16 protein-coding genes are annotated in these 21318 nt (G+C 70.3%); 3 read left to right on the top strand and 13 right to left on the bottom strand.

Going from position 1 to position 21318, the window contains the following annotated elements:
- Positions 1-36: 36 nt before the first annotated feature.
- Positions 37-654, bottom strand: a complete 618-nt coding sequence (locus G555_RS0108660; RefSeq protein WP_036921680.1) for an ACT domain-containing protein — start codon at positions 652-654, stop codon at positions 37-39.
- 128 nt (positions 655-782) lie between these two features.
- Between G555_RS0108660 and gatC the strand changes: the two genes are divergently transcribed.
- From gatC to gatB, 3 genes are read left to right on the top strand one after another with little or no spacing between them, the layout of a single operon-like run.
- Positions 783-1079 carry an Asp-tRNA(Asn)/Glu-tRNA(Gln) amidotransferase subunit GatC gene (gene gatC, locus G555_RS22830; protein ID WP_028708588.1) on the top strand — a complete coding sequence of 99 codons (297 nt, stop codon included), beginning with the start codon at positions 783-785 and terminating at the stop codon, positions 1077-1079.
- A complete protein-coding gene (gene gatA, locus G555_RS0108650) occupies positions 1076-2614 on the top strand; it encodes an Asp-tRNA(Asn)/Glu-tRNA(Gln) amidotransferase subunit GatA (RefSeq protein WP_028708587.1) in 1539 nt (512 codons plus the stop codon). Before gatC ends, gatA begins: the two co-directional genes overlap by 4 nt.
- On the top strand, positions 2611-4104 hold the full coding sequence (gene gatB, locus G555_RS0108645; RefSeq protein WP_028708586.1) for an Asp-tRNA(Asn)/Glu-tRNA(Gln) amidotransferase subunit GatB: 1494 nt from the start codon (positions 2611-2613) through the stop codon (positions 4102-4104). The genes gatA and gatB overlap by 4 nt, the downstream gene beginning before the upstream one ends.
- A gap of 111 nt (positions 4105-4215) precedes the next feature.
- Here the strand turns inward: gatB and G555_RS0108640 are convergent, their stop codons facing one another.
- The 12 genes from G555_RS0108640 to pstC form a co-directional block, all read right to left on the bottom strand.
- The gene (locus G555_RS0108640; protein ID WP_084634947.1) at positions 4216-6069 is read right to left on the bottom strand and encodes a serine/threonine protein kinase; all 1854 of its coding nucleotides are present in this window, start codon (positions 6067-6069) and stop codon (positions 4216-4218) included.
- On the bottom strand, positions 6066-6971 hold the full coding sequence (locus tag G555_RS18790; protein ID WP_084634944.1) for a lytic transglycosylase domain-containing protein: 906 nt from the start codon (positions 6969-6971) through the stop codon (positions 6066-6068). Before G555_RS18790 ends, G555_RS0108640 begins: the two co-directional genes overlap by 4 nt.
- Positions 6968-7813 carry a phosphate ABC transporter ATP-binding protein gene (locus tag G555_RS0108630; RefSeq protein ID WP_425413841.1) on the bottom strand — a complete coding sequence of 282 codons (846 nt, stop codon included), beginning with the start codon at positions 7811-7813 and terminating at the stop codon, positions 6968-6970. Before G555_RS0108630 ends, G555_RS18790 begins: the two co-directional genes overlap by 4 nt.
- Before the next feature lie 55 nt (positions 7814-7868).
- Entirely contained in the window at positions 7869-8723 is an 855-nt protein-coding gene (locus tag G555_RS0108625; RefSeq protein ID WP_211223204.1) for a sortase, read from the bottom strand.
- A gap of 269 nt (positions 8724-8992) precedes the next feature.
- Entirely contained in the window at positions 8993-9853 is an 861-nt protein-coding gene (locus tag G555_RS0108620; RefSeq protein ID WP_156887480.1) for a hypothetical protein, read from the bottom strand.
- Positions 9850-11004, bottom strand: coding sequence for a WxL protein peptidoglycan domain-containing protein (locus G555_RS18780; protein WP_051208590.1), 1155 nt, complete (start codon positions 11002-11004; stop codon positions 9850-9852). The genes G555_RS0108620 and G555_RS18780 overlap by 4 nt, the downstream gene beginning before the upstream one ends.
- A 224-nt stretch (positions 11005-11228) precedes the next feature.
- Entirely contained in the window at positions 11229-12926 is a 1698-nt protein-coding gene (locus tag G555_RS0108610) for an Ig-like domain-containing protein (RefSeq protein WP_028708581.1), read from the bottom strand.
- Between the two features lie 36 nt (positions 12927-12962).
- Positions 12963-14081, bottom strand: coding sequence for a type 2 periplasmic-binding domain-containing protein (locus G555_RS0108605; RefSeq protein ID WP_028708580.1), 1119 nt, complete (start codon positions 14079-14081; stop codon positions 12963-12965).
- A gap of 123 nt (positions 14082-14204) precedes the next feature.
- A complete protein-coding gene (locus G555_RS0108600; protein ID WP_028708579.1) occupies positions 14205-16883 on the bottom strand; it encodes a hypothetical protein in 2679 nt (892 codons plus the stop codon).
- Between the two features lie 256 nt (positions 16884-17139).
- The gene (gene pstS / locus G555_RS0108595; protein ID WP_036921670.1) at positions 17140-18825 is read right to left on the bottom strand and encodes a phosphate ABC transporter substrate-binding protein PstS; all 1686 of its coding nucleotides are present in this window, start codon (positions 18823-18825) and stop codon (positions 17140-17142) included.
- Positions 18822-20108: a phosphate ABC transporter permease PstA gene (gene pstA, locus G555_RS18775; protein ID WP_084634940.1), complete on the bottom strand. Its 1287-nt coding sequence runs from the start codon at positions 20106-20108 to the stop codon at positions 18822-18824. Before pstA ends, pstS begins: the two co-directional genes overlap by 4 nt.
- The gene (pstC, locus tag G555_RS0108585; protein WP_028708577.1) at positions 20101-21138 is read right to left on the bottom strand and encodes a phosphate ABC transporter permease subunit PstC; all 1038 of its coding nucleotides are present in this window, start codon (positions 21136-21138) and stop codon (positions 20101-20103) included. The genes pstA and pstC overlap by 8 nt, the downstream gene beginning before the upstream one ends.
- Positions 21139-21318 lie beyond the last annotated feature (180 nt).

The following is a 21318-nucleotide window of genomic DNA, read 5'->3' as shown; positions in this document are numbered from 1 at the left end:
CGCCCGGTCCGCCGGACCCGCGGTCCCGGCTCGCCCTCAGGCGATGGTGGCCAGATGACGCAGCCGGGCGAGTTCGGAGACCATGAACGGCGGGCCGCCCCGGCGGGCGGCGACGATCGTGTACCTCTCGCGCAGTGGCGCGAGCGCGATCTCCGTCTCGCTCCACCCGTCCAGCCATCCGTCGGGCAGGATGTCGATGCGGGCCGTCACCAGATCCCCGAACACGTCGCCGTGGTCGCCGTCCAGCACGGGGGCGACATCGGTGGCCCGGGCAACATGCCTCGTGTCGCGGTCGATGAGCAGCGCCCAATGGCAGCGGAAGGTGGCCGGCGTCGTGTCGGTGAGGATCTCGTGCGCCTCGGCGGGCGCCTCGCTCATGGCCTCGACGACCTCGATGTCGGAATGCAGCCCCCAGTGCTCGGGATAGTGGGAGACCCACAGCACCCGGACGCCCGGCAGCGCCGAGCAGGCGGTCACGAGCATGTCGGGCGGCGTCCCCGGCGGAACCTCGATCATGAAGTCGTCGACCACCAGGTCGTCGTGCTTCTCGACGATCTCCACGGCAGAGATGTCGGCGAAGATGGTGCCGAGAGCCGTCGCCACGGCACCGAGGGAGCCGGGGCGATCGGGGATGGCGACTCGTAGCAGGAACACACCTCATCATTTCTCATCGGCTGTTACGTCCGCATGTCAGTTCCACGAGCCAGGACGGCCCACCGGGAGGCGTGTCGGCGGCGGGCCCAATAGGATGGCCAGCGGTGTGGCAATCCTGAGGAGGGAACGTGACCCTGACCCCCGACGACGTCGCGCGGCTGGCGCGCCTGGCGCGAATCGACCTGACGGTCGAGGAACTGACCAAACTCGCCCCGCAGTTGGACGTCATCATCGCGTCGAACCGGCTGGTGTCCGAGGTCGCGACAGCCGACGTCACGCCGACGTCCCATCCGCTGCCGCTGACCAACGTCTTCCGCTCCGACGAGGTCGTCGCCTCCCTGCCGGTCGCCGATGCGCTGGCGATGGCACCGGCCGCCGAGGAGGACCGGTTCCGCGTGCCGCGCATCCTGGAGGAGGAGCAGTGAGCGCCGACATCCTGCGCGCCACCGCTGCGGAACTGAGCAGCGAGCTGGCTGCCGGCAATGTCAGTTCCGTCGAGGTCGTCACCGCACACCTGGACCAGATCACGCGGATCGACGAGGACGTCCACGCGTTCCTCAGCCTCGACGCCGGACGCGCGCTCGACCGGGCCCGGCACATCGACGCGGCCCGCGCGGCCGGCGAGGCGCTCGGTCCTCTGGCGGGCGTCCCGCTCGCGCTGAAGGACGTCTTCGCCTACCGGGGGCTGCCGACGACCTGCGGGTCGCGCACCCTGGAGAACTGGGTGCCGCCGTACGACGCGACCGTGACACGACGCCTCGCCGACGCCGGCCTGATCATCCTCGGCAAGACCAATATGGACGAGTTCGCCATGGGCTCGTCGACCGAGAACTCGGCGTTCGGGCCCACCCACAACCCGTGGGATCTCGACCGCATCCCCGGCGGCTCCGGCGGAGGGTCGGCCGCCGCGGTGGCGTCCTTCATGGCGCCGCTGGCCATGGGGACCGACACGGGCGGGTCGATCCGGCAGCCCGCGGCGGTCACCGGGACGGTCGGAGTCAAGCCGACGTACGGAGGGGTGTCCCGCTTCGGGCTGGTGGCGCTGGCCTCCAGCCTCGACCAGGGCGGTCCGTGCGCCCGCACCGTGCTCGACGCGGCGCTGCTCCACGAGGCGGTCGCGGGGCACGACCCGCGAGACTCGACCTCCATCCCGGCCCCGGTGCCGCCCGTGGTGGCGGCGGCTCGATCCGGTGACGTGTCGGGAATGCGGATCGGCGTCGTCTCCGAACTCGGCGGCGAGGGCTACCAGGACGGCGTGGAGGTGCGCTTCAACGAGGCGCTGGTGCTGCTGCAGAAGGCCGGTGCCGAGCTCGTCGAGGTGTCGTGTCCGCACTTCGCCTATGCGCTCGCGGCCTATTACCTCATCCTGCCCGCCGAGTGCAGCTCCAACCTGGCCCGGTTCGACGCCATGCGGTACGGGCTCAGGATCGGGGACGACGGGACGCACAGCGCCGAGGAGGTGATGTCGGCCTCGCGCGGGGCCGGGTTCGGCGAAGAGGTGAAGCGGCGGATCATCATCGGCACCTACGCTCTGTCCAGCGGGTACTACGACGCGTACTACGGGTCGGCGCAGAAGGTGCGCACCCTCATCAGGCAGGACTTCGAGCGGGCGTTCGCCGAGGCGGACGTCCTCGTGTCCCCGACGACGCCCACGACCGCGTTCCGGATCGGTGAGCGAATCGACGACCCGATGGCCATGTACAAGAACGACCTGTGCACGATCCCGAGCAACCTGGCGGGCAACGCCTCGGGATCGTTCCCGTGCGGCCTGGCCCCCGAGGACGGCCTGCCGGTCGGCCTGCAGGTGATGGCTCCGGCCATGGCCGACGACCGCGTGTACCGGGTCGGCGCGGCGCTGGAGCGGGAACTGTCGGCGATCTGGGGCGGGACGGTGATCGACCAGCTTGCGGACAGCACGGCGGGCGACTACTTGGGCGTCTCCCGGGAAGGGGTCCTGTGATGGACGAGCTGATGGACTTCGCCGAGGTCCTCGAACGGTTCGACCCGGTCCTCGGGCTGGAGGTCCACGTCGAGTTGAACACCGCGTCCAAGATGTTCTGCGGCTGCGCGACCGCCTTCGGTGCGGCGCCCAACACGCAGACCTGCCCGGTGTGCCTCGGCCTGCCGGGCACGCTGCCGGTGCTCAACGGGAAGGCGGTCGAGTCGGCGATCCGCATCGGGCTCGCACTCAACTGCGAGATCGCGTCCTGGTGCCGGTTCGCGCGGAAGAACTACTTCTACCCCGACATGACGAAGGACTTCCAGACGTCCCAGTACGACGAGCCGATCGCCTACGAGGGGCATGTGAGCGTGGAGACCGGGGGAGTCGTCTACGAGGTCCCGATCGAACGGGCGCACATGGAGGAGGATGCCGGGAAGCTCGTCCATGTGGGCGGGGCGACCGGCCGCATCGAGGGCGCGGAGTACTCGCTGCTCGACTACAACCGGGCCGGGGTGCCCCTCATCGAGATCGTCACCAAGCCCGTGTTCGGCACCGGCGACCGTGCCCCCGAGGTGGCCCGCGAGTACGTGGCCGATCTGCGGGACATGGTCCGGGCCCTGGGTGTCTCGGACGTCCGGATGGAACAGGGCTCGCTGCGGTGCGACGCGAACGTGTCGCTCATGCCGAAGGGGTCGGACACTCTCGGCACGCGGACGGAGACGAAGAACCTGAACTCGCTGCGGTCGATCGAGCGGGCGCTGCGGTACGAGATCCGCCGTCAGGGAGCCGTCCTGGCCGCCGGGGGCCGGGTCACGCAGGAGACGCGGCACTGGAACGAGGCCGGCGGGTACACGACGTCGGGCCGGAGCAAGGAACAGGCCGAGGACTACCGCTACTTCCCGGAGCCCGACCTCGTCCCGGTGGCGCCCAGCCGGGAATGGGTCGCCGAGTTGCGGGCGACCCTGCCCGAGCCACCGGCCGAGCGGCGCCGGCGCCTCACCACCGAGTGGGGCTTCACCGAGGCGGAGATGAGGGACGTCCAGGGTGCGGGCGCGCTCGACCTCGTGCTCGCCACCGTCGTGGCGGGTGCCCCGCCCGCGGCGGCCCGCAAGTGGTGGGTGGCCGAGTTGGCACGGCGGGCCAACGAGACGGGTACGGATCTGGACGGCCTGCCGATCACGCCCGCCCAGGTCGCGGCCGTGCAGGCGCTGGTCGACGCCGGGACGGTCAACGACAAGCTCGCCCGGCAGGTCATCGACGGCGTCCTGGCAGGGGAGGGCGATCCGGCGGCCGTGGTGGCGGCGCGGGGCCTCGCGGTCGTGTCGGACGACGGTGCGCTGGGCGTGGCCGTGGACGCCGCGATCGAGGCGAATCCCGACGTGGCCGACAAGATCCGCGCCGGCAAGGTGCAGGCAGCCGGGGCGTTGATCGGCGCGGTGATGCGGACGATGGGCGGCAAAGCCGACGCGGCGAAGGTGCGCGAGCTGATCCTGACGCGGCTGTCCTGACCGCTCCGGCCTGCGCCGAACGCTCCCCTTCCGCCGTCCGTTCGCGTCGAGTGCTCCGGTTCTGCCGGAATTCGGCGCGAATCCGGCGGTTTCGGAGCGTTCGGCGCGAGGTCACGGGCCGCTCGGCGGCGGCGCCGAGGACGGCGGCGATCCGCCGGATGTCGCGTCCGGGCTCGGCGTCGTCGCCTCCGGTGCGACCAGCAGGGCGACGCGCGTGCCGAGGCGCACGACGACGCCGGCCGCGGGCAGCGATCCGGTGACGGTTCGCGCGGCGGCGGCGTCCGGGGAATCGGGGACGGCGGTGAGCCCGGCCGATTCGACGACCGCGGTCGCGGCCGCGAGCGTGAGCCCGGCGACGCTGGGGACCGCATTGAAGCCGCTCGCCACCACGACGTCCACCGTGCTTCCCGGCGCGGCCGGTTCGCCGGCGTCCGGCGACTGGCCCAGCACCTGCCCCTCCGCACTCGCGGACTGGACACGGGACACCGCGCCGAGCGTCAGACCCGCCCGCCGCAGTGCCGCCTCTGCCTCGGCGAGCGAGCCTGCGAGGGAGGGAACTGCCACAGTGCGCACCGTCGGGGTCTGTGACGGCGACGGGGCGGACGTCCGCGACGCCGAGGGGGACGGTGCCGCGGCAGGCGACAGGCTCGCGGTCCGCGGAGCAGGCGCGGTGGGGAGCACGCTCGGCGCCGGGCTCGCGAACGCGGCCACGACGGCCCAGACCGCCAGCCCGGTGACGACGACGACCCCGGCCGCGACCAACCCTCCGGAACTGCGATCGTCCCCCCACTCCGACGCGAGCGGCTCCGCTGCGGACCGAGGCTCGACCGGCGGGCCGAGATAGCTCAACGGGGAACTCGTCGCTGCAGCCGGAGGCACGGCCGGCGAGACATCGGAGACGACGGGCGCGGCCGCGGAGGGTTGGTGGCCCGGTCCGGGGATGCTCGCGACCGCCTCGGTGGGCGCGCCGGTCCCGAGCGGCAGGACGCGCGTCCGGGGCGTCCCCGTCGCCGCCTCCAGCGCGTGGTGGAGGGCGTGGCGGAACTCGTCGGCGTCGCGGAACCGGCGGGAGGGATCCTTCGCCATCGCTGTCGTGACCACCCGGTCCAGGGGATGCGCGGCGGGAACGACCACCGACGGCACGGGAGGCGGTGCCGACAGGTGCGCCTGCAGCACCTGGTCGGCGGTGCCGCGCGGATAGGGCGGCTGTCCTGTCAGCAGGAAGTACAACAGGGCGCCCGCCTGGTAGAGGTCGCCGGACGCCGAGACCGGCCTGCCGCGGGCCTGCTCGGGGGACATGTACTGCGCGCTTCCCACCACGGTGTCCCCGCCGCCGTCGTGGGTCAACAGCACGTCACCGCCGACGGTGGTCCGCCCGGCGGCGTCGGCCAGCCCGAAGTCCACCAGCTTCGCACGGCCGGGAGACGCGCGTCCCCGGGGCAGAACGGCGGATGACCCCGCCAGCAGGACGTTGCGGGGCGACACGTCCCGGTGCACCAGGCCATGCGCGTGGGCTGCGGCCAATCCCGCCAGGACGCCGTCCATCACGCCCACCGCGACGGCCGGCGGCGCCGGTCCGGCCTTCCCGACCCATTCCGCGAGTGTCGGACCGGTGACGAGTTCGAGGGCGATCCAGGCGAGGGTCACGCCGCCCGCGTCGTACACGCCGGAGCCGCGTACCGCGACGACGTTGGGGTGGCGCAGCCCCTGCGCGAGCCGGGCCTCGCGGAGGAACGCCTCCCTGGTCTCGACCCGGGCGCACAACTGAGGGTGCAGCACCTTCACGGCCACCCGATCGTCCTCGGCAGGTGAGGCCTGCGCGTCCTCGGCCTCGTACACGGCCGCCGAGCCGCCGACTCCCAGCAGTCCGCCGATCACATAACGGCCGCCGAACAGCTCGCCCATCGGCTGCCGGACCGCGTCCGCCTCGTCCCGAGAGGGGTGCGGCGGCGGTCCCGGCGTCATCGGGGCGTCAGCGCCGCGTAGCGGTTGGCGATCGCCGCGACCTTGTCGACGTACGCGTCGGAGTGGTTGTAGGAGTACACGGCGGCCCTCCAGCCCGCGGGGCTCGTCACCGGCCCCGACGCGCACAGGTAGCGCGCGGCGGCGAGACCGGCGTCGTCGATCGAGTTGGGGTCCGCCGTGCCGTCGCCGTTTCCGTCCGCCGCCCACTGCCGCCACGTGGACGGGATGAACTGCATGGGCCCGACGGCCCTGTCCCAGGTGGTGTGGCCGTCCCAGACCCCGTCGTCGGTGTCCCTGATCGCGGCGAACCCCTGCCCGTCGAGGACGGGGCCGAGAATCGGCGTGTCGGTCGTGCCGGACTCCAGCAGGGTCGCGCCGCCCTCGCGCGCGTGGGACGACTCGACCTCGCCGATCGCCGCCAGCGTGTTCCACGAGAGGCCGCAGGAGGGTTGCTCGGCGGTGATGGTCAGATCGGCGGCCGCGTACGCGAGCAGCGCGCGCCGGGGGATGCCTGTCGCGTCGGCGGTGCGTCGCGCCCACGTCGGGTCGACGCGCCGGACGGGCGAGCCCGCCGAGCGGCTCGCGGCGCTCGTCGGGGCGGGCCCGGCTCGCTGCGTCCCGGCCGCCACCGGCGCGGCCTCGACGGTGCCCGTCTCGCCGTCGGCGGCGCGGGCACCGCTGACGGCGAGGACGACGACCGCGACCGCGGCGCAGGTCGCGAGGACCGCGAGACCCGACAGGACGTGTCCCCACGCCCGTCCGCGACGGGCGACCCGGCCGCCGGTGGGACCTGCCGGATCGGCGTCGGCGTAGCGCCGCCCCGGACCGGTGTCCTCCGCCGGGGACGGTGTGGGGGTGCCGGGCGCCGCGGCCGGAGACGCGGCCCGGATCGCGCCGGTCATCCGAACCGGCCGGTGACGTAGTCGTAGGTGCGCTGGTCCTGAGGGGAGTCGAACATCGCCGCCGTGTCGCCGTGCTCGACGATGATCCCCGGCGTGCCCTGGGAGGCCAGGAAGAAGGCGCACTGCTGGGACACCCGCTGCGCCTGCTGCATGTTGTGGGTCACGATGACGATGGTCACCTCGTGACGCAGCTCCAGCATCGTCTCCTCGATCACCCTGGTCGAGGTCGGGTCCAGCGCCGAGCAGGGTTCGTCCATCAGCAGGATCCGTGGCCTGACGGCGAGGGACCGCGCGATGCAGAGGCGTTGCTGCTGGCCGCCCGACAGGCCGCCGCCGGGCTCGCGGAGCCTGTTCTTGACCTCGGACCACAGACCGGCGCGTATCAGGCAGGACTCCACCAGTTCGTCCTTCTCCTGGCGGGCGGGCCTGACCCCGGTGAGCCTGAGTCCCGCGACCACGTTGTCGTAGATCGACATGGCCGGGAACGGATTCGGTTTCTGGAACACCATGCCGATCTTCTTGCGGGCGTCGACCAGCCGGTGGCTGCGGTCGTAGATGTCGTCGCCGTCGAGCAGCACCTCACCCGCCAGCGAGGCGGACGGCACGAGCTCGTGCATCCGGTTGAGGATCCGCAGGAAGGTCGACTTGCCGCACCCCGACGGCCCGATGAGCGAGGTGACGACGCCGGCCGGCATGGTCAGCGACACCCTGTCGAGAACCTTGTGATCCCCGAACCAGGCGGAGATGCTGCGGGCTTCGAGACCGGCCAGTGGGGGAGCGGCCTCAGGTGCCGGCCTGCGGGCGGTGTGCAGGACCTCTGTGGGGTCTTGCGGCTGGACGATGATGGCCATCGTTCCTCCTGTCATGTCGATGTCCGGGGCCTCGGACGCGTCAAGGTCACATGAGATTGGGCAGCAGTCGTGTCACCTGATCGGCCACGAGCAGTCCGCTGAGGACCAGCACGGGCACGAAGACGACCCAGGCCTTCGCGGCGCCGAAGGTGCGCAGCGAGTACACGCCGGCGATCTCGGCGATCACCAGGAACTGCAGGGCGAAGACCAACGCCCACACGGAGGTCGTGTCGCCGGCCAGTTCCTTGTCCTCGGGCGCGAGGGTGCGTCGCGTGGTCTCGCGCAGTCCCGCCGGCTGCGTCGTGGACACGAGTTGCGCGTCGACCCGCACCACGCCGTTCGGCATGTAGGGGAACCCCCGCGCGGTCTCGAGGACGAGGCGTCCTTCGCCCGCGGTGAGCGGTGCCGGCGAGGGATCTCCCGCGTAGCGGACGCCGATGACCTCGTAGATGTGCTCGCCCTGTCCGGTGACCACGCTGATGGTCTCTCCGGGCGCCAGTTCCTGGATCCGGCTGAACGGTCCTCCGTAGGCGGCAGCTCGCCCCATCAGGACGCTGGCGCCGGCCTGCCCCGGAAGCCCCGTGTCGCGGCGATGGCCGGGCCCCGCGGTGAGCGTGCCCGACGAGGTTCCCTCCACCACGATGGCGTCCACACCGATGGCGGGGATCTCGATGCGGGCGACGGGCTCGCCGTCCTGCAGCAGGACGTCCTCGAAGTTTCCCTCGCTGACCGGGGCGGTGCCGGCGGCCAGTTGGTCGGTGTAGGTCGCCCGCAACTGCTGTTGGGAGACGGCGTATTGGAGATGGCTGAGGATCAGCAGGTTCAGCAGGAACCCGGCCGCGATGACGCCGATCATCGTCAGGCTCCCGCGGATGAGGAGCAGGCGGGGGCTCAGGGGCACAGGAGGAGGGAGCGTGTGCGGGAGCCTTCCGGGCAGCCGCGGCGGACGCGGGGCCGCCGCGCCCGGGGAGCGGGACTTCTTGGGCGCTCTCGGTGGTTTTGGGGGCTTGGCTGTCTTCGGTGGTCCGGGCGTTCCCGGCGGTGCGGACGGCGGGGGTGGGCCGGTGCGGCCGAGGTCGCCGTCGGCCGTGGGAAGGCCGGGCCCCGCCAGGCGGCGGGGATCTGTGCCGGGGTGGGGCGATGGCCGGCCTGAGAGGTGAGTGCCATCGGTCACTTGGGCGTCCTGACCACGGCGGCGGGCTTGGAGGTGTGCGTACGCCGAGCGGACCTGCGCTGCCGGTGGACGAGGGCGGCGACACCGCCGAGTGCCGCGAGCACCAGGACGAACCACGGTGGGGTGAACGTCGCCATGTCACGGTTCACCGGTGCGACGGGCGTCTCACCGTCCCCGGTCTTCTTGGTGAGCGTGGCGTGGCCGGTGACGAAGGTCCACTGGCCGACGCCGTCGATCGTGACCTCGACGGGCCGCGTCTCGTCGGGCTGAAGACCCGGGATCTCGACGGTGATCGGCGAGCCGATCGTGCCCCCGAAGATCTGGGTCACCCAGAAGACGGCGGTCGCATCGGCGGGCTTGGCGCTGACGTTGCGAACGGTGAGGCGCAGCAGGAGCGTCCCGCGTAGCGGGTTCAGCGAGGCTTTGTGGACGAGGATCAGCCCGCTCACATAGAGCGTCCCGTCCTCCGACAGCCCCCCGGCGCCGTCGGGTTCGGCGACGGGCGTGGACGTCTGCGACGCCGACGGGTCGGGCGTGCTCGGCTGGCCGCCGCCCTGGTCGTTCTGGTTTCCGCCCTGGCTGTTGCCCCCCTGGCCGCCATTGCCCTGGTCGTCGTTGTCGTCGCCGTTCCCGGGCCGCGCGGACGATGTGCCCGGGCTCGGCCGGGGAGTGCCGGTCGCGGTGACGGTCGGCGTGGGGCTCGTGCTCGCGACGATCACCGAGACGCCGACGCCGCGACCGCCGCCTTCTCTGTCCGCCTCATCGGCCTGCGCCTTCGGTGCGAGGACCGGCAGCGCCGCGGCCACGAGAATGGCCAGCGACGCTGTCAGGGGCGCTGTCGTCCATCGGCGCGTCAACGCGTGCCCTCCCGGCCGCTTCCGTACGGGTCGGAAGGGATGTCGTGCGGGGACGGGGGCTGTCCGGTGTCCGGGGGACTCTGCCCCGGAGGTGCCTCGGGGGCGGCCGAGGCTGCCTGGGTTGCCTGCCGTCTCGCCTCGGCCTCGGTGTAGGCGAGCCATTCGGCGGCGCGCTTCGCGTCGCGGCGGCGACGCCAGCGCAGCACCAGCCATACGGCGACGGCCAGTGCCAGCACGCCGAGGACGATCCACGGTACGGCGAACACGAAGACGTCTCGTTCGACCACTGGGAGCGGCCCGGGGTCGGGGGCGTCTCCGGAGATGCCGGACTGGAGCAGCAGCTTGACCTGGGCGTAGCCGGCCTGTGGTACTCCGGCCAGTTCGACGACCACCGTTCTGGTGTTGCCGGGCAGGATCTCCGAGAGCGGCTGACGCGTGGTCTCCCCGACACCGATCCCGAACCAGGTGCTCGCCGACAGGGTGAGGACGCCTTCGAGCGCCACGTTGCCGCTGTTGGTGATGGTGGCGGTCACGGTCACCGAGCCGTCGGCGGGGTTGAGGCCGCTCTTGTGGGCGCCGGAGAGGCTGCTGATGGTGAGGTTGGGCTGGAGGTCGCCGGACACCCGCACGTACATCCGGTTCGCGATGCGCCGCTCGACGGTGATGTCGCCCACCTGGGTGGCCGATGCCACGACGCCGCCGGGGTGGTCACCGGGTGTCGCGTCCTTGGGCACGGTGACGGTGAACGGGATGACTCTGCTCTGGCCGCGGGTGAGGGTGAGCGTCAGCTTCGGCTTTCCGCCGAAGCTGACCCACGACCCGGCGCCGGTCGCCTTCTCGGCCGTGTCGCGCAGGGCGAAGTCGCCGTTGTCGGCGTTGTAGGCGTCCGTGGCGAAGACGGTGACCTTGATCGACGTCGTGCCGGCGTTGCTGACCCGGACGTGATCGGTGAGCTTCTGCCCGGGGTCGACCTGGTAGGTGAAGCGACTGCGTCCATCGGTCACGCCCTTGGCGCTGACCGGAGCGATGGCGATGCCGGTGGTGTCGTCGGCTCGCGCGGAGGCGGCCGGGAGCGCGACGACGGCGCACAGCACGAGGATCGCGGTGGTCAACAGCGTCCTGACAAGGCGGACGACACGCAGGAGGTTCATGGCTTCACCTTGTGGTCTCGAAGAGAGGAGCGGATGGTCGTTGGGTGGCCACCGGCTGAACAATGGCGAACGAGGAGGAGACGGCGTGATGACGGGACGGCGACGCAGATCGTTCGCGCCCGGGAGATGGTCCGGGCGCGAACGACCCTTGTCGATGGTCCGCTCAGCCGGATGCGGTCATGTGGTCGAGTGCGACGACCGGCACGAGTTCATCCGGCCCTGGCTCATTCGGAGATGAGCGTCAGCGTGAGCGTCGAGGTGTAGGTACCGGCCGGCTTGCCCTGCGGGGCGGTGAACTGCAGGTCGGCGTCGAACGTCGTCACGCCGGAGTACTTCCCCGCCGCCAGGGTGGCGAAGTTCCACGGGTAGGTGGCGCTCCCGGACACCTGCGCTGCGCTGAGCGCCGGAGCCTCGGCGGTGCCGCCCGACTGGTTGACGCTCTGCGGCGCAATGCCGAGGGCGCTGTTCTCGATGGTCTCGGTGCCACCGGACAGCGTGAACTGCTGCACGGTGGTGCCGAGCGTCCAGCCCGGCTTGGAGACCTGACGCAGGTCGGTGACCTTGAACTGACCCAGCGCACCGGAGGAGACGGACTGGCCGTTCACGATCGCCGGATCGGCGAGGGTCACGGTGTCGCCGCTGAGGTTGGTCAGCGAGAACTCGCCGTCGGCGGGCTCGAGCGCGGCGACCTCGGCGTTGATCTGCTTGGCGATGCTGGGCTGCACCGCGGCCGCGGTCTTGCTGAACGCCGCCCAGGCGAGGATGTCGCCCGAGGTCGGGTCGGTGATGGCGAGCTTGTGCTCACCGGGCTTCAAGACGGAGACATCCACCGTGAGCTGTCCGTCGGTGACGGTGGCCTCGCCGAGGAACGTCGCCGTGGAGTAGGCGAACACGTTGACGGTCGTGCCGTTGAGGCTCGCGGGGACCGTCAAGGTGACGGTGTTCTCGTTGATCGCGGCGGTCGCACCGTTCCGGGTGCCCTCGTTGAGAGCGCTCTCGGTGGGTGCGTTCGGGACGACCGGCGCCGTCGGCTCGGTGGCCGTCACGACGACGGCTGCGGACTCGGACGCCTTGAAGTCCGTGTTCTCCACGAACTTCGCGGTGTAGGAGTGCTCACCCTCCGGGCTGACCGTGACCGACTTCGTCGCCTGGCCGTTGGCCAGACCGACGCTGCCCAGGGACTTGGAGCCCTCGAAGAACTGCACGTTGCCCGTGACGGTCGCGTCGGTCGCGCTGACGTTGGCCGTGAGGGTCACGCTGCTGCCGGCCTCGACCGAGGTCTTGTCGGCCGACAGTGTCGTGGTGGTGTCCTTCTGCTCGACCGGAGCCTGCTCGACCTCGACCGCGCCGACGGTGTAGTCGCCCGACCCGGCCGTGATGTTGATCTCACGGTAGGTCGCGCCGACAGTCGTCACGCCGTTGTTGATGGTGTAGGCGATCCCGTACCAGTACGAGCCGCCCGCCGCGATCACGGCCGGGGCCTGCGGGCCGAACGACTCAAGCGACATGCTCGGCATCTGGGTGCCGCCATTCGGACCGGTTGCCGAGTCAACGGCCCACGCTTTCCAGGTGTTCTTGCCGCCCGCAACATCGGCGTCGTTCTTGAGGGAGATGAACCGGTAGACCTCGGTGAACGTGGCCGCCCCGCTGACGGGACGGTCCGGTGAGGGATTGATGTCAGCGAGGAAGTCGGTGGGGCTGGCCGCAGCGGTCAGAGTGTCGCCCTTATGAAAGACCGTGCTCAGGTTGGTGTCAGCGCGCTCGAAATCCCCGTTGTAGAGGAAGAACGAACTCTTGGAACCGTTGGACTGGACAGGGAGGGGGTCGCCTGGGGCGGCGTGGGCCATCCCCGCCCCGGTCGCCAGCAAGGCGAAGCTGAGGACGCCGACTGCTGCCGCGCGCCACTTCACGGTGGTCTTCACTATGGATTCCTTTCTGGTTCTCACGTGTGCTGGGCGTCAGTCAGCGAGCGGCGCGCGCAGCGGAGTGGTGCTTGACGGGGCGAGGAAGCCGAACTTCTTCTTCACCGATCCGGCCTGGCTCGGTGCGACAGTGCCCGTGTTGCCGAGCTTGTCGTTGCTGCTGCTCACGAGGTTCGCGAGGCCAGCGTCGTACTTCGCATCCCCCGAGGTCACGCGAGCGTTCTCGACGACGAGGTAGGTGTCGCGACCCCAGGTGGTGTCGTTGTAGAAGGCCTGGTTGGGCACCATGGCCGTGCCTTCACCGGTGACGGGCGCGATTCCGGTCGGCGAGCCGACCTTGACGCCGTTGCCGCGGCGGTCGATGCCCGCGCCCGTGTTCTGCGCAACCCACTGGGCGGCCGACATCGGCGTGACGGCGTTGGCCGGGAAGTCCGTGCCGTCGGCGAGATGCGACGTGTCGTGCTCCTGGCCGATCTTGACGCAGCTCGGCACGACGTCACTCGCGTAGGTGACCCCGATCTTGGCGAGGAAGTCCTTGCGGGTGCCGGATCCCGCCTGCGGGATCACCGGGGTGACGGTAACGCCGCCGATGGTGGTCTCGGTGCAGTCGAACAGGTTCTTGAGCGCAGCCGTGTCGATGTGATTGAACGCGGCGTTGTCGCCAGCCGAATGAGCGTACGTCAGCGCATCGCGGCCGAACGGAATGTAGCGCAGCGCGCCGTTCGCATCCTGCGTCTTCGGGCCCGACGAGGAGCGGGCGATGTCGACCTGGCCGGTGATGGTGACGTTGATCGGACCACCGACGGTGCCCGAGCTGTAGGCCCGCCCGTCGATGGAGCGGCTGAGCGCCGTGACGCCGTCGCCCGAACCGTTCGGACGGCCGAAGCGGACGCCGTTCGACTTCGTCTGGATCCAGTTGGAACCGGTGGCGTCGAACGAGCCGATGTAGGCGCCATTGGCAGTCGAACGAACGGTGGGCCCCGTGATGTTCGTGCCATTGGCGAGCGCGTTCATGACGTCCTGTAGCGTGTCGGAGCCGACAGCCACGAAGCTGTCGGACACCGGCTCGGCCGAGGCGGTGGGCGCACCGATACCGAATGCGCCGATGGCGAGCCCTGCGGCAACGCCCAGGGCGATGGGACGACTAAACTTCATTACAGATCCTTTCCGATCCGAGTGAAGGGGTTCTTGGTCGGGACGCAGTGAAACTGCGAACCAACCCCGCAGGCCGGTGGCACTCCACGCCCCGGCCTGTGGTCTGTGGGGCGACCGGACGCTTCACGGCGACCGCCGGAAACGCGAGATCGCGGGGACGCCCAGGGCGGCGGCCAGGCCGACGAGGCCTGTGGCCGGCACGGCGGCACCCAGTGCGCCTATGCCCGGGTCGTCGGGTGTGTCGGAGCCCCGCAGGCTGCCGCCGGGCGTGCCCTCTGCCGCCGGGTTGTCCCCGGTGGCGGGCTGCGCGGCGCTCGACGGTGCGCCTGCGGAGTCGGAGACCTGCGAGCCGGGAGAGGGCGTCGCGTCACCGCTCGACGTTCCCGAGGTCGTGTCACTGGGAGCGGCTTTCGACGGCGAGGTCGTGGTGGCGGGGCTCGGGGTGGAATCGCTGGGCCAGGCGCCTTTCCGGATCGCCTCGGCGGCCTTCAACGCCTGGGCTTGCCACGCCTTCGGGATCGGTGCGTACCCGGCCGGCAGTTTCCCCTCGTCGGTGCCCGGGCTCTGCCCGGTGGTGGCCGCGTAGCTGATGAGGTCGGCGTAGTCAGCGCGTGCCGCGGCGTCCGTCTGCTTGGGGTTCAGTGCCGCGTAGATCGGCATCGCCAGCGGGTAGGCGTCCTTCGCCGCCTTCGCCGTGGCCGAGGTCTGGTCGAAGGACACGACCTGCGCCTGCTCCTTCGTGGCGGTCATCGCCGCCGCGGCCGCTTGCAGCCCTGCTGTCGTCGGGCCGACGAACTCCCCGGCCGGGTTGCGCAACAGGGCGGTCGCCGTCTGGTACGCCTGCGCCGACGGTGACGTGCTGACTCCGATCACTTGTCGGCTGCCGAGCAATTGGCGCGACTGCGTGCCGAACTTGCCCGGTGTGAGGACGCTTCCCGTCTTGGGGTCCGTGACGGCCGGCGTCCACCCGCTGAGGATCATGCCGTCGCCGCGCAGCACCCGGTAGGCGCCGTCGGTGAAGCCACTGGTGTAGGGCCGCCACGTGACGAGATTGACCTCTCCGCTGCCGCCGACCTGGTCGGGGTTGATCTCCGGCTTGAAGGACGGGTCGGCCTTCGGGAAGTCGTCGCGCGGGAGCACCAGGGGCGCCGTGTCCGGCGCGTCGTCCTCGGTCTTGGGACATGTGGCGCTGACCTTCGCATTGGTCGAATAGCACGGGTTGACGACCATGCCCCACGGATCGGCCTTGCCGTTCAGCCACTCCCGGGCCTCCTTGTCGGCCAGCACGTACTCCCAGACCCGCTGCGCCAGATCGGAGCGGCCCAGCGGCTCCAGCGCGTCGGACACCGAAATGCCGCTGATGTTCTGCGCCGCCCACTCGGGGTCGTTGATCTCCTGGAAGTCCTTGTCGAGCACGATCGACAACGGGTTCTTGCCGGGTTCGGCAGCGCTCTTGTAGCCCAGGTGGCTGGCATCGGCGCCTGCGGGGATCGCGTTGCGGTAGGAGGCGGTGAGCAGTTTGGCGACCAGTCGGGGGGTGAGCTTCATGCTGGTGAGCGGCAGACCCCGGCGCGCTTGGTATTCGGGTTTCGCCGAACTCGCGGGCCAGGCGTCGATCGCGAAGGAGATCGTGACGCCGCCCAGGGCGACCGGAGCGTAAGCCAGCGGATCCTCGTCCACAGACACCCGCTCGAGGTCGAGAGGTCGGGAGGTCAATGCCAGCGGGCTCGGCGCCGTACCGGACGCGGCGGCAGCGGCGTCGGACTCGGGGATCCGTGCCAGGACGAACGGCGACGCGTCCTGGCACACGACCGGTTGCCACGAGCCGATCGCCTCGGCGATCAACTCGCTGCCGGCGAGCTGTCGCTCGGAGGCACCGAGCTCGCATCGCACTCCGAGCGGCTTGAACTGGAGCTTCACCGCGATGTGGTGCTCCCAGGAGTCCCACCACAGACCGGACGTCGTGATGTAGTTCGCACCGTTGTCGCTCGTGCCGCGCGGGATGACGACGAGCCAGCACGACTGCCCCTTCACCGAGCCGTCGGCCTGGGTGATGGGCGTTCCGCAACCCAGCCCGGGCGCCTGCATCGCGGTCTGCACTTCGAACGGCGCCGATCCCGTGCCGTCGGAGCCGAACGGCGCCCACGTGAGCTCATTGGTCGTGTTCGCGTTGAAGAACGTGTTGTTGTAGAGCTGCACGTAGTCGGACCCGGTCTTCATCACGACCTGCCCGGCGGTGTTCTTGGTGGTGTTGATGAGCACCTTGTCGTCGGGGGCTTTCGCTTCGTCGACGACAAGCCCGTCATTGTACCCCACGAAGGGGGTGTTGGTATAGGTGTATCCGCCCACATCGGCCGAGTACTGCGCGTCGTGGGTCGGGTCGACGCTCTCGGTGTCCCGGTAGCCGTCCCGCGTGGCGCCGCCGCCGTTCGTACCGCCGTACTGGCAGGTGCGTCTGTCGGGCCGCGTCCCGTTGCTGCCCGGCTCATCGCCCCAGCACTGCGCGACCTGGAGGAAACTCTCCCCGCCGACGACGGTGCCCTGCGGCTCGGTCGACTTCGTGCCGCCCGAGTAGCTGAGCGTGATGCCCTGCTGCATCAGGTCCTCGGTCTGGGAGATCGTGACCTTCAGGTCGGGGAACGGTGCACCGGTCTTGGCGGCTGTGCGCTCTGCGTCGGTGCTCCACGCGTTCTGGTAGTAGTCGGCGGCCGTGATGGTCTTCGCCGACGTGGTGGTGCCGTCCGCTGCCGCAGGCGTCGGGACGATGAAGCCGCCGAAGGCGCCGAGGGCACCCAGGGTCACCGCCAGTGCTGCGACCGTCGCAAGAGACCGTTTCGACAGGCGCCGTCCTGAGCCCGTCGAAGGGCTCAACGGTCGTTTCGACAGGTTCGATGATCCGGTGGCTGAGTTTGTCGAAGGGCTCAACGGTCGTTTCGACAGGTTCGATGATCCGGTGGCTGAGCTTGTCGAAGCCACAGAGACCGTTTCGACAGGCGCCGTCCTGAGCCCGTCGAAGGGCTCAACGGTCGCTTCGACAAGCTCAACGGTCGTTTGGGAGCTACGCACGTCCGCCACCCCCGTCCTTCTTCGATCCCGCTCTCAGGCGTTGAGAGACGAGCGGGGGAGCGACGACCGCTCCGACGAGCAGCATCGACGATCCGATCATCAGCCACTGAGCGGTGCCCATGCCGGGAGCGGCGAGGGTGAACGGGCTGGCGACGGCCGCGCCGCCCACGCCCGAGTCCCCGCCTGAGATCAGGTTCCCCTCCTCGTCGTAGACGGGCACATTCCCGCCCGAGCTCGCGCTGTCGTCGGTGCCGCTGCTGGTGCTACCGCCGGAGGTGCCGTTGTTCCCGGAGCCGTTGCCACCACCGGTGCTGCCCGTGGTGCTGCCACCGCTGCCCCCGTTGCCGGAGCTGCTGCCGGTGCTGGACACGCCTTTGCCCTTGCCGGTCACCGCCGTCTCCTGTTTCGCTCCGGCCGTGCCGCCGGTGCATTGGGTGTTCCCCGCCTTGTCACAGTCGGCCGGGTAGGCCGCGGTCTCCGCAAGACGGTTCTTGGTGGAGCTGTCGCCCTTCTTGAAGGTGGGGTTGTTGCAGGCGTCGGTGTCGATGCCGGTGTTCCCGGCGCCCGGGATGCGCTTGATCTGGTCGGAGCCGGCCTGCACGAGGTTGAGCGGCAGGGGGGAATACCCGAGAGTGTCGGCCTGTTGCTGCCCGTCGCACAGGACGTAGCGCATGAACGCGCCCAGCGTCTTTCCCTTGTCTGTGGTGAAGATGCCGCCCGTCTCGGTGGGCACGATCGCGTACGAGTAGCTCGACAACGGGTAGGCCCGCCTGTCGGTGCTGTTGTACACGCCGTCCAGGATCTGGGTGAGGTAGTTGGCCGAGCCCTTGGTGGTGTTGATGTCGGCCTTCATCAGCGCCACCGCGACCGACGACGCCGTCGGCTCGATGTAGTAGCCCGACTTGTTGAGCACCTTCGCCACCGGGAAGCCGGCCTTCTTCGCGTAGGAGTACTCGACGTACGTGATCGCTCCTTCGCCGTAGTTCTGCGACACGTAGCCTGCGACCCCGTCCGACCCCTTCTGGGCCTTGGCGTTGCCGCGCGACGGGAACTGCGACGTCATGCCCGTCTTCCACAGCGACGGGTACTGCTTGCTCATCCACAAGGTGAACTGGGCCGACGTGCCCGAGCCGTCGGAGCGGATCACGGGGACGATCTTCTTGTTCGGCATGGCCAGGGCGGGGTTGTCGGTCTGGATGGCCGCGTCGTTCCAGTTGGTGATGTCGCCGGTGAAGATCTTCGTGATCGTCTCGCCGGACAGCCGCAGGTTCGTCACCCGCTTGCCGTTGATCTTCAGGTTGTACATGAAGGACGTGCCGCCGGCCACGATCGGCATGTAGGCATAGCCGTGCGTGGGAACCTCGACGGACCCGTCCTCGGCGGGATTCTGGAACGGGATCTCGGAGATCGCGAAGTCGACGGTGCCCTGCTGGCCGTTGATCCCGAACTCCTTGCGTCCGGTCGAGGAGCCCACGCCGTTGTAGTTGACCGTCATGCCGTAGTTGCGGGCGACGTTGCTGCGCCACTGGTCGAGGGCGTTCTGCGACCAGGTCGAGCCGCTCCCGGTGATCGTGACGTAGCTCTCCGCTCGCGCCGGCGAGAGCCCGCCGGTGAGAGAGAACACCAGCGAGAGCACGGCCATCACCGTGAGACGGCTCGCGACATGACGTCGGATCATGAGGTCTCCTGCACCGAAGAGGGAAGGGACGAGGGCGGACGGGGTGCCGGCGGAACCGGGGCCGTAGGCGGGTTGCCGGCGGCGGCAGCGATCACGCGGCGGCGTTCGTAGCCCGCGAAGCGCTCCTCGTCGCGAGCCGAGGCTCTGCGCACGGCGCGACGCTGCCGGCTCGACAGGTCGCCCGGGGCCCGCCCACCGAGCGCCCGCGCCGCCATGAACAGGGCCAGGACGAGCACGAGCAGCACCGCGGCCGTGCCGAAACCGCGCGCGACCATGCCGGGCTCCGGCGAGCGGACGAAGTCGAACACCTGCAGCGGCAGCGAGATCATCGGCCCGGAGAACGGGTTCGTGTTCATCGCGCCGGTCACCCCCGAGGTCAGCAGCACCGGGCTGGTCTCGCCGATGCCGCGGGCCGTTCCGAGGATGACCGCCGTCACCAGGCCGGAACGGGCCGTGGGGAGCACCACGTGCCAGACCGTGCGCCACCGCGACGAGCCGAGGGCGTAGGACGCCTCCCGCAGGTTCTGCGGCACCAGTCGCAGGACGACATCGGCGGAGCGGATGACGATCGGCAGCATCATCACGGTGATGGCGAGCGCCGCGGCGAAACCCGACCGCTCGTGCGTGATGCCCTGGATGACGGCGGCGTAGACGAACAGCCCGGCCACGATCGAGGGCAGCGCCGTCATCGCGTCGGAGACGGTGCGTACGAACCGGGCGAAGCGACCGCCGACCTCGTTCAGGAACACGGCGGTGCCGATGCCCAGCGGCACGGTGATGAGCAGGGCGATGGAGATCTGGATCAGGGTGCCGACGATGGCATGCGCGATGCCGCCCGTGGAGAGGGGATCGAGCGGCCCGGCGAACTCCATCGTCTCGAAGAACAGGTTGGGGTGCGCCAGCGCCTCCAGCCCGCGCGTCAGCGTGTAGACGACGATGAACACCAGCGTGCCGAAGAGGATGACCCCGCTGCTCCCGAAGAGCACCGTGGCGAGCCGGTCCCGGACGTCTTGGCCGTCGGAGTCCAGCGAGACGAGCAGGACGTACAGGCCGAGGAACGCGAGGAAGGCGACGACCACCCAGCCGATCGCCCCCGACAAGGGGGCGAACCACCCGAACAGCAGTCCGGCGAGCGCAGCGCCGGCCACTCCGGCGCCGATCAGGTCGTACCGCTGTCGTGCGGTGGAGCCGCGCACGCCCCGGCGGGGCCCGTCCGGAGCCGTCCCGGCGTCGGTGTGAAGCGTGGTCCGCGGGCGCGTGTCGGGCTGCAGCAGGTCAGTCATCGCTCTCGGCCCCCGATCGGGACCGGGCGACGATCGACGACGCGGTGAAGTTGATGACCAGCGTCACCACGAACAGGACCAGTCCTGCCGCCATCAACGCGGACAGCCCGAACTCGCTGGCCTCGCCGTACCGCAGTGCGATGAGCGCCGAGACGGAGTTCGTGCCGGTCTTCAGCACCTGCCAGTTGACCGTGAAGATCGGCGAGATGATCATGTAGACGGCGATCGTCTCGCCGAGCGCGCGTCCCAGGCCGAGCATGGTGCCGCCGATGATCCCGCCCTTGCCGAACGGCAGGACGACGGTGCGGATCATGCCCAGGCGCGTCGCCCCCAGCGCGTAGGCGCCCTCCCGCTCCCCGATCGGAGCGCGCGAGAACGCCTCGCGCATGATCGAGGTCTGCGTGGGGACGACCATGAACCCGACGACGATCCCGGCGATGAACGCCGACGAGGTGAACGCACTGGCCTCGGTGAACGGCAGGCCGTCGGCATCGGTCACCGCGAAGATCGGGATCCACCCGAACGAGGTGGAGATCCACTCCGAGACCGGGATGATCGCGCCTTGGAGGAAGTAGACGCCCCACAGGCCGAAGACGATGCTCGGGACCGCCGCCATGAGGTCGACCAGCGAGACGAGGAAGCCCTTGACCTTGGCGCCGACGACCTCGGACAGGAGCAGCGCGGTGCCCAGCGAGAGCGGGACGCTCTCCACGAGCGCGATGAGAGCGATGGACACCGTTCCGAAGAGGATGGCGGCGACGCCGAACGTCGCGGTCTCCGGAGACCACTGCTGCTCGGTCAGGAAGGACCAGCCGGCGACGCGGAGGGCGTCGGTGGCCCGCAGCAGCAGGAACACCCCGACGGCGAGCATCAGGAGGACCGTGACGGAGCCGGCGCCGAACGCGGCGCGGCGGAAGATCCGATCGCCGAGGGAGTGGCGCGTGGAGAGCCGGCGTCTGTGCTCGACGGGCTCTTCGGGGGTACGCCGATCGGGCTCGAGCAGCCCTACCGGCGACCCACCTGCATTCATGTCCACACCTTCGGATCGGGTGCCGCCAGGGTCGTCCCCCGGGGCACGCTGACCAACTGTTCGTGCCACCAGGATTGAACACCGGTCACCCGGACCAGAGGTCAAAGGGTGGGTAAATACCCCCGGTGGCTAGGGTGAACAGTCGGATCGGGTGTGGAGCGACCCCGGAGGCGCCGGTGC

It is taken from the genome of Propionicicella superfundia DSM 22317, from assembly GCF_000423465.1.
GTDB lineage: Bacteria > Actinomycetota > Actinomycetes > Propionibacteriales > Propionibacteriaceae > Propionicicella > Propionicicella superfundia.
Note: the sequence above shows the minus strand (reverse complement) of the source record. Positions and strands in the feature narration are given on the sequence as shown.

Excerpts from the sequence above, each read along its gene's own strand:
- G555_RS18780 (WP_051208590.1), bottom strand. The coding sequence starts at position 11,004 with ATGAACCTCCTGCGTGTCGTCCGCCTTGTCAGGACGCTGTTGACCACC.
- G555_RS0108605 (WP_028708580.1), bottom strand. The coding sequence starts at position 14,081 with ATGAAGTTTAGTCGTCCCATCGCCCTGGGCGTTGCCGCAGGGCTCGCC.
- G555_RS0108640 (WP_084634947.1), bottom strand. The coding sequence starts at position 6,069 with ATGACGCCGGGACCGCCGCCGCACCCCTCTCGGGACGAGGCGGACGCG.
- G555_RS18790 (WP_084634944.1), bottom strand. The coding sequence starts at position 6,971 with ATGACCGGCGCGATCCGGGCCGCGTCTCCGGCCGCGGCGCCCGGCACC.
- pstS (WP_036921670.1), bottom strand. The coding sequence starts at position 18,825 with ATGATCCGACGTCATGTCGCGAGCCGTCTCACGGTGATGGCCGTGCTC.
- pstA (WP_084634940.1), bottom strand. The coding sequence starts at position 20,108 with ATGACTGACCTGCTGCAGCCCGACACGCGCCCGCGGACCACGCTTCAC.
- pstC (WP_028708577.1), bottom strand. The coding sequence starts at position 21,138 with ATGAATGCAGGTGGGTCGCCGGTAGGGCTGCTCGAGCCCGATCGGCGT.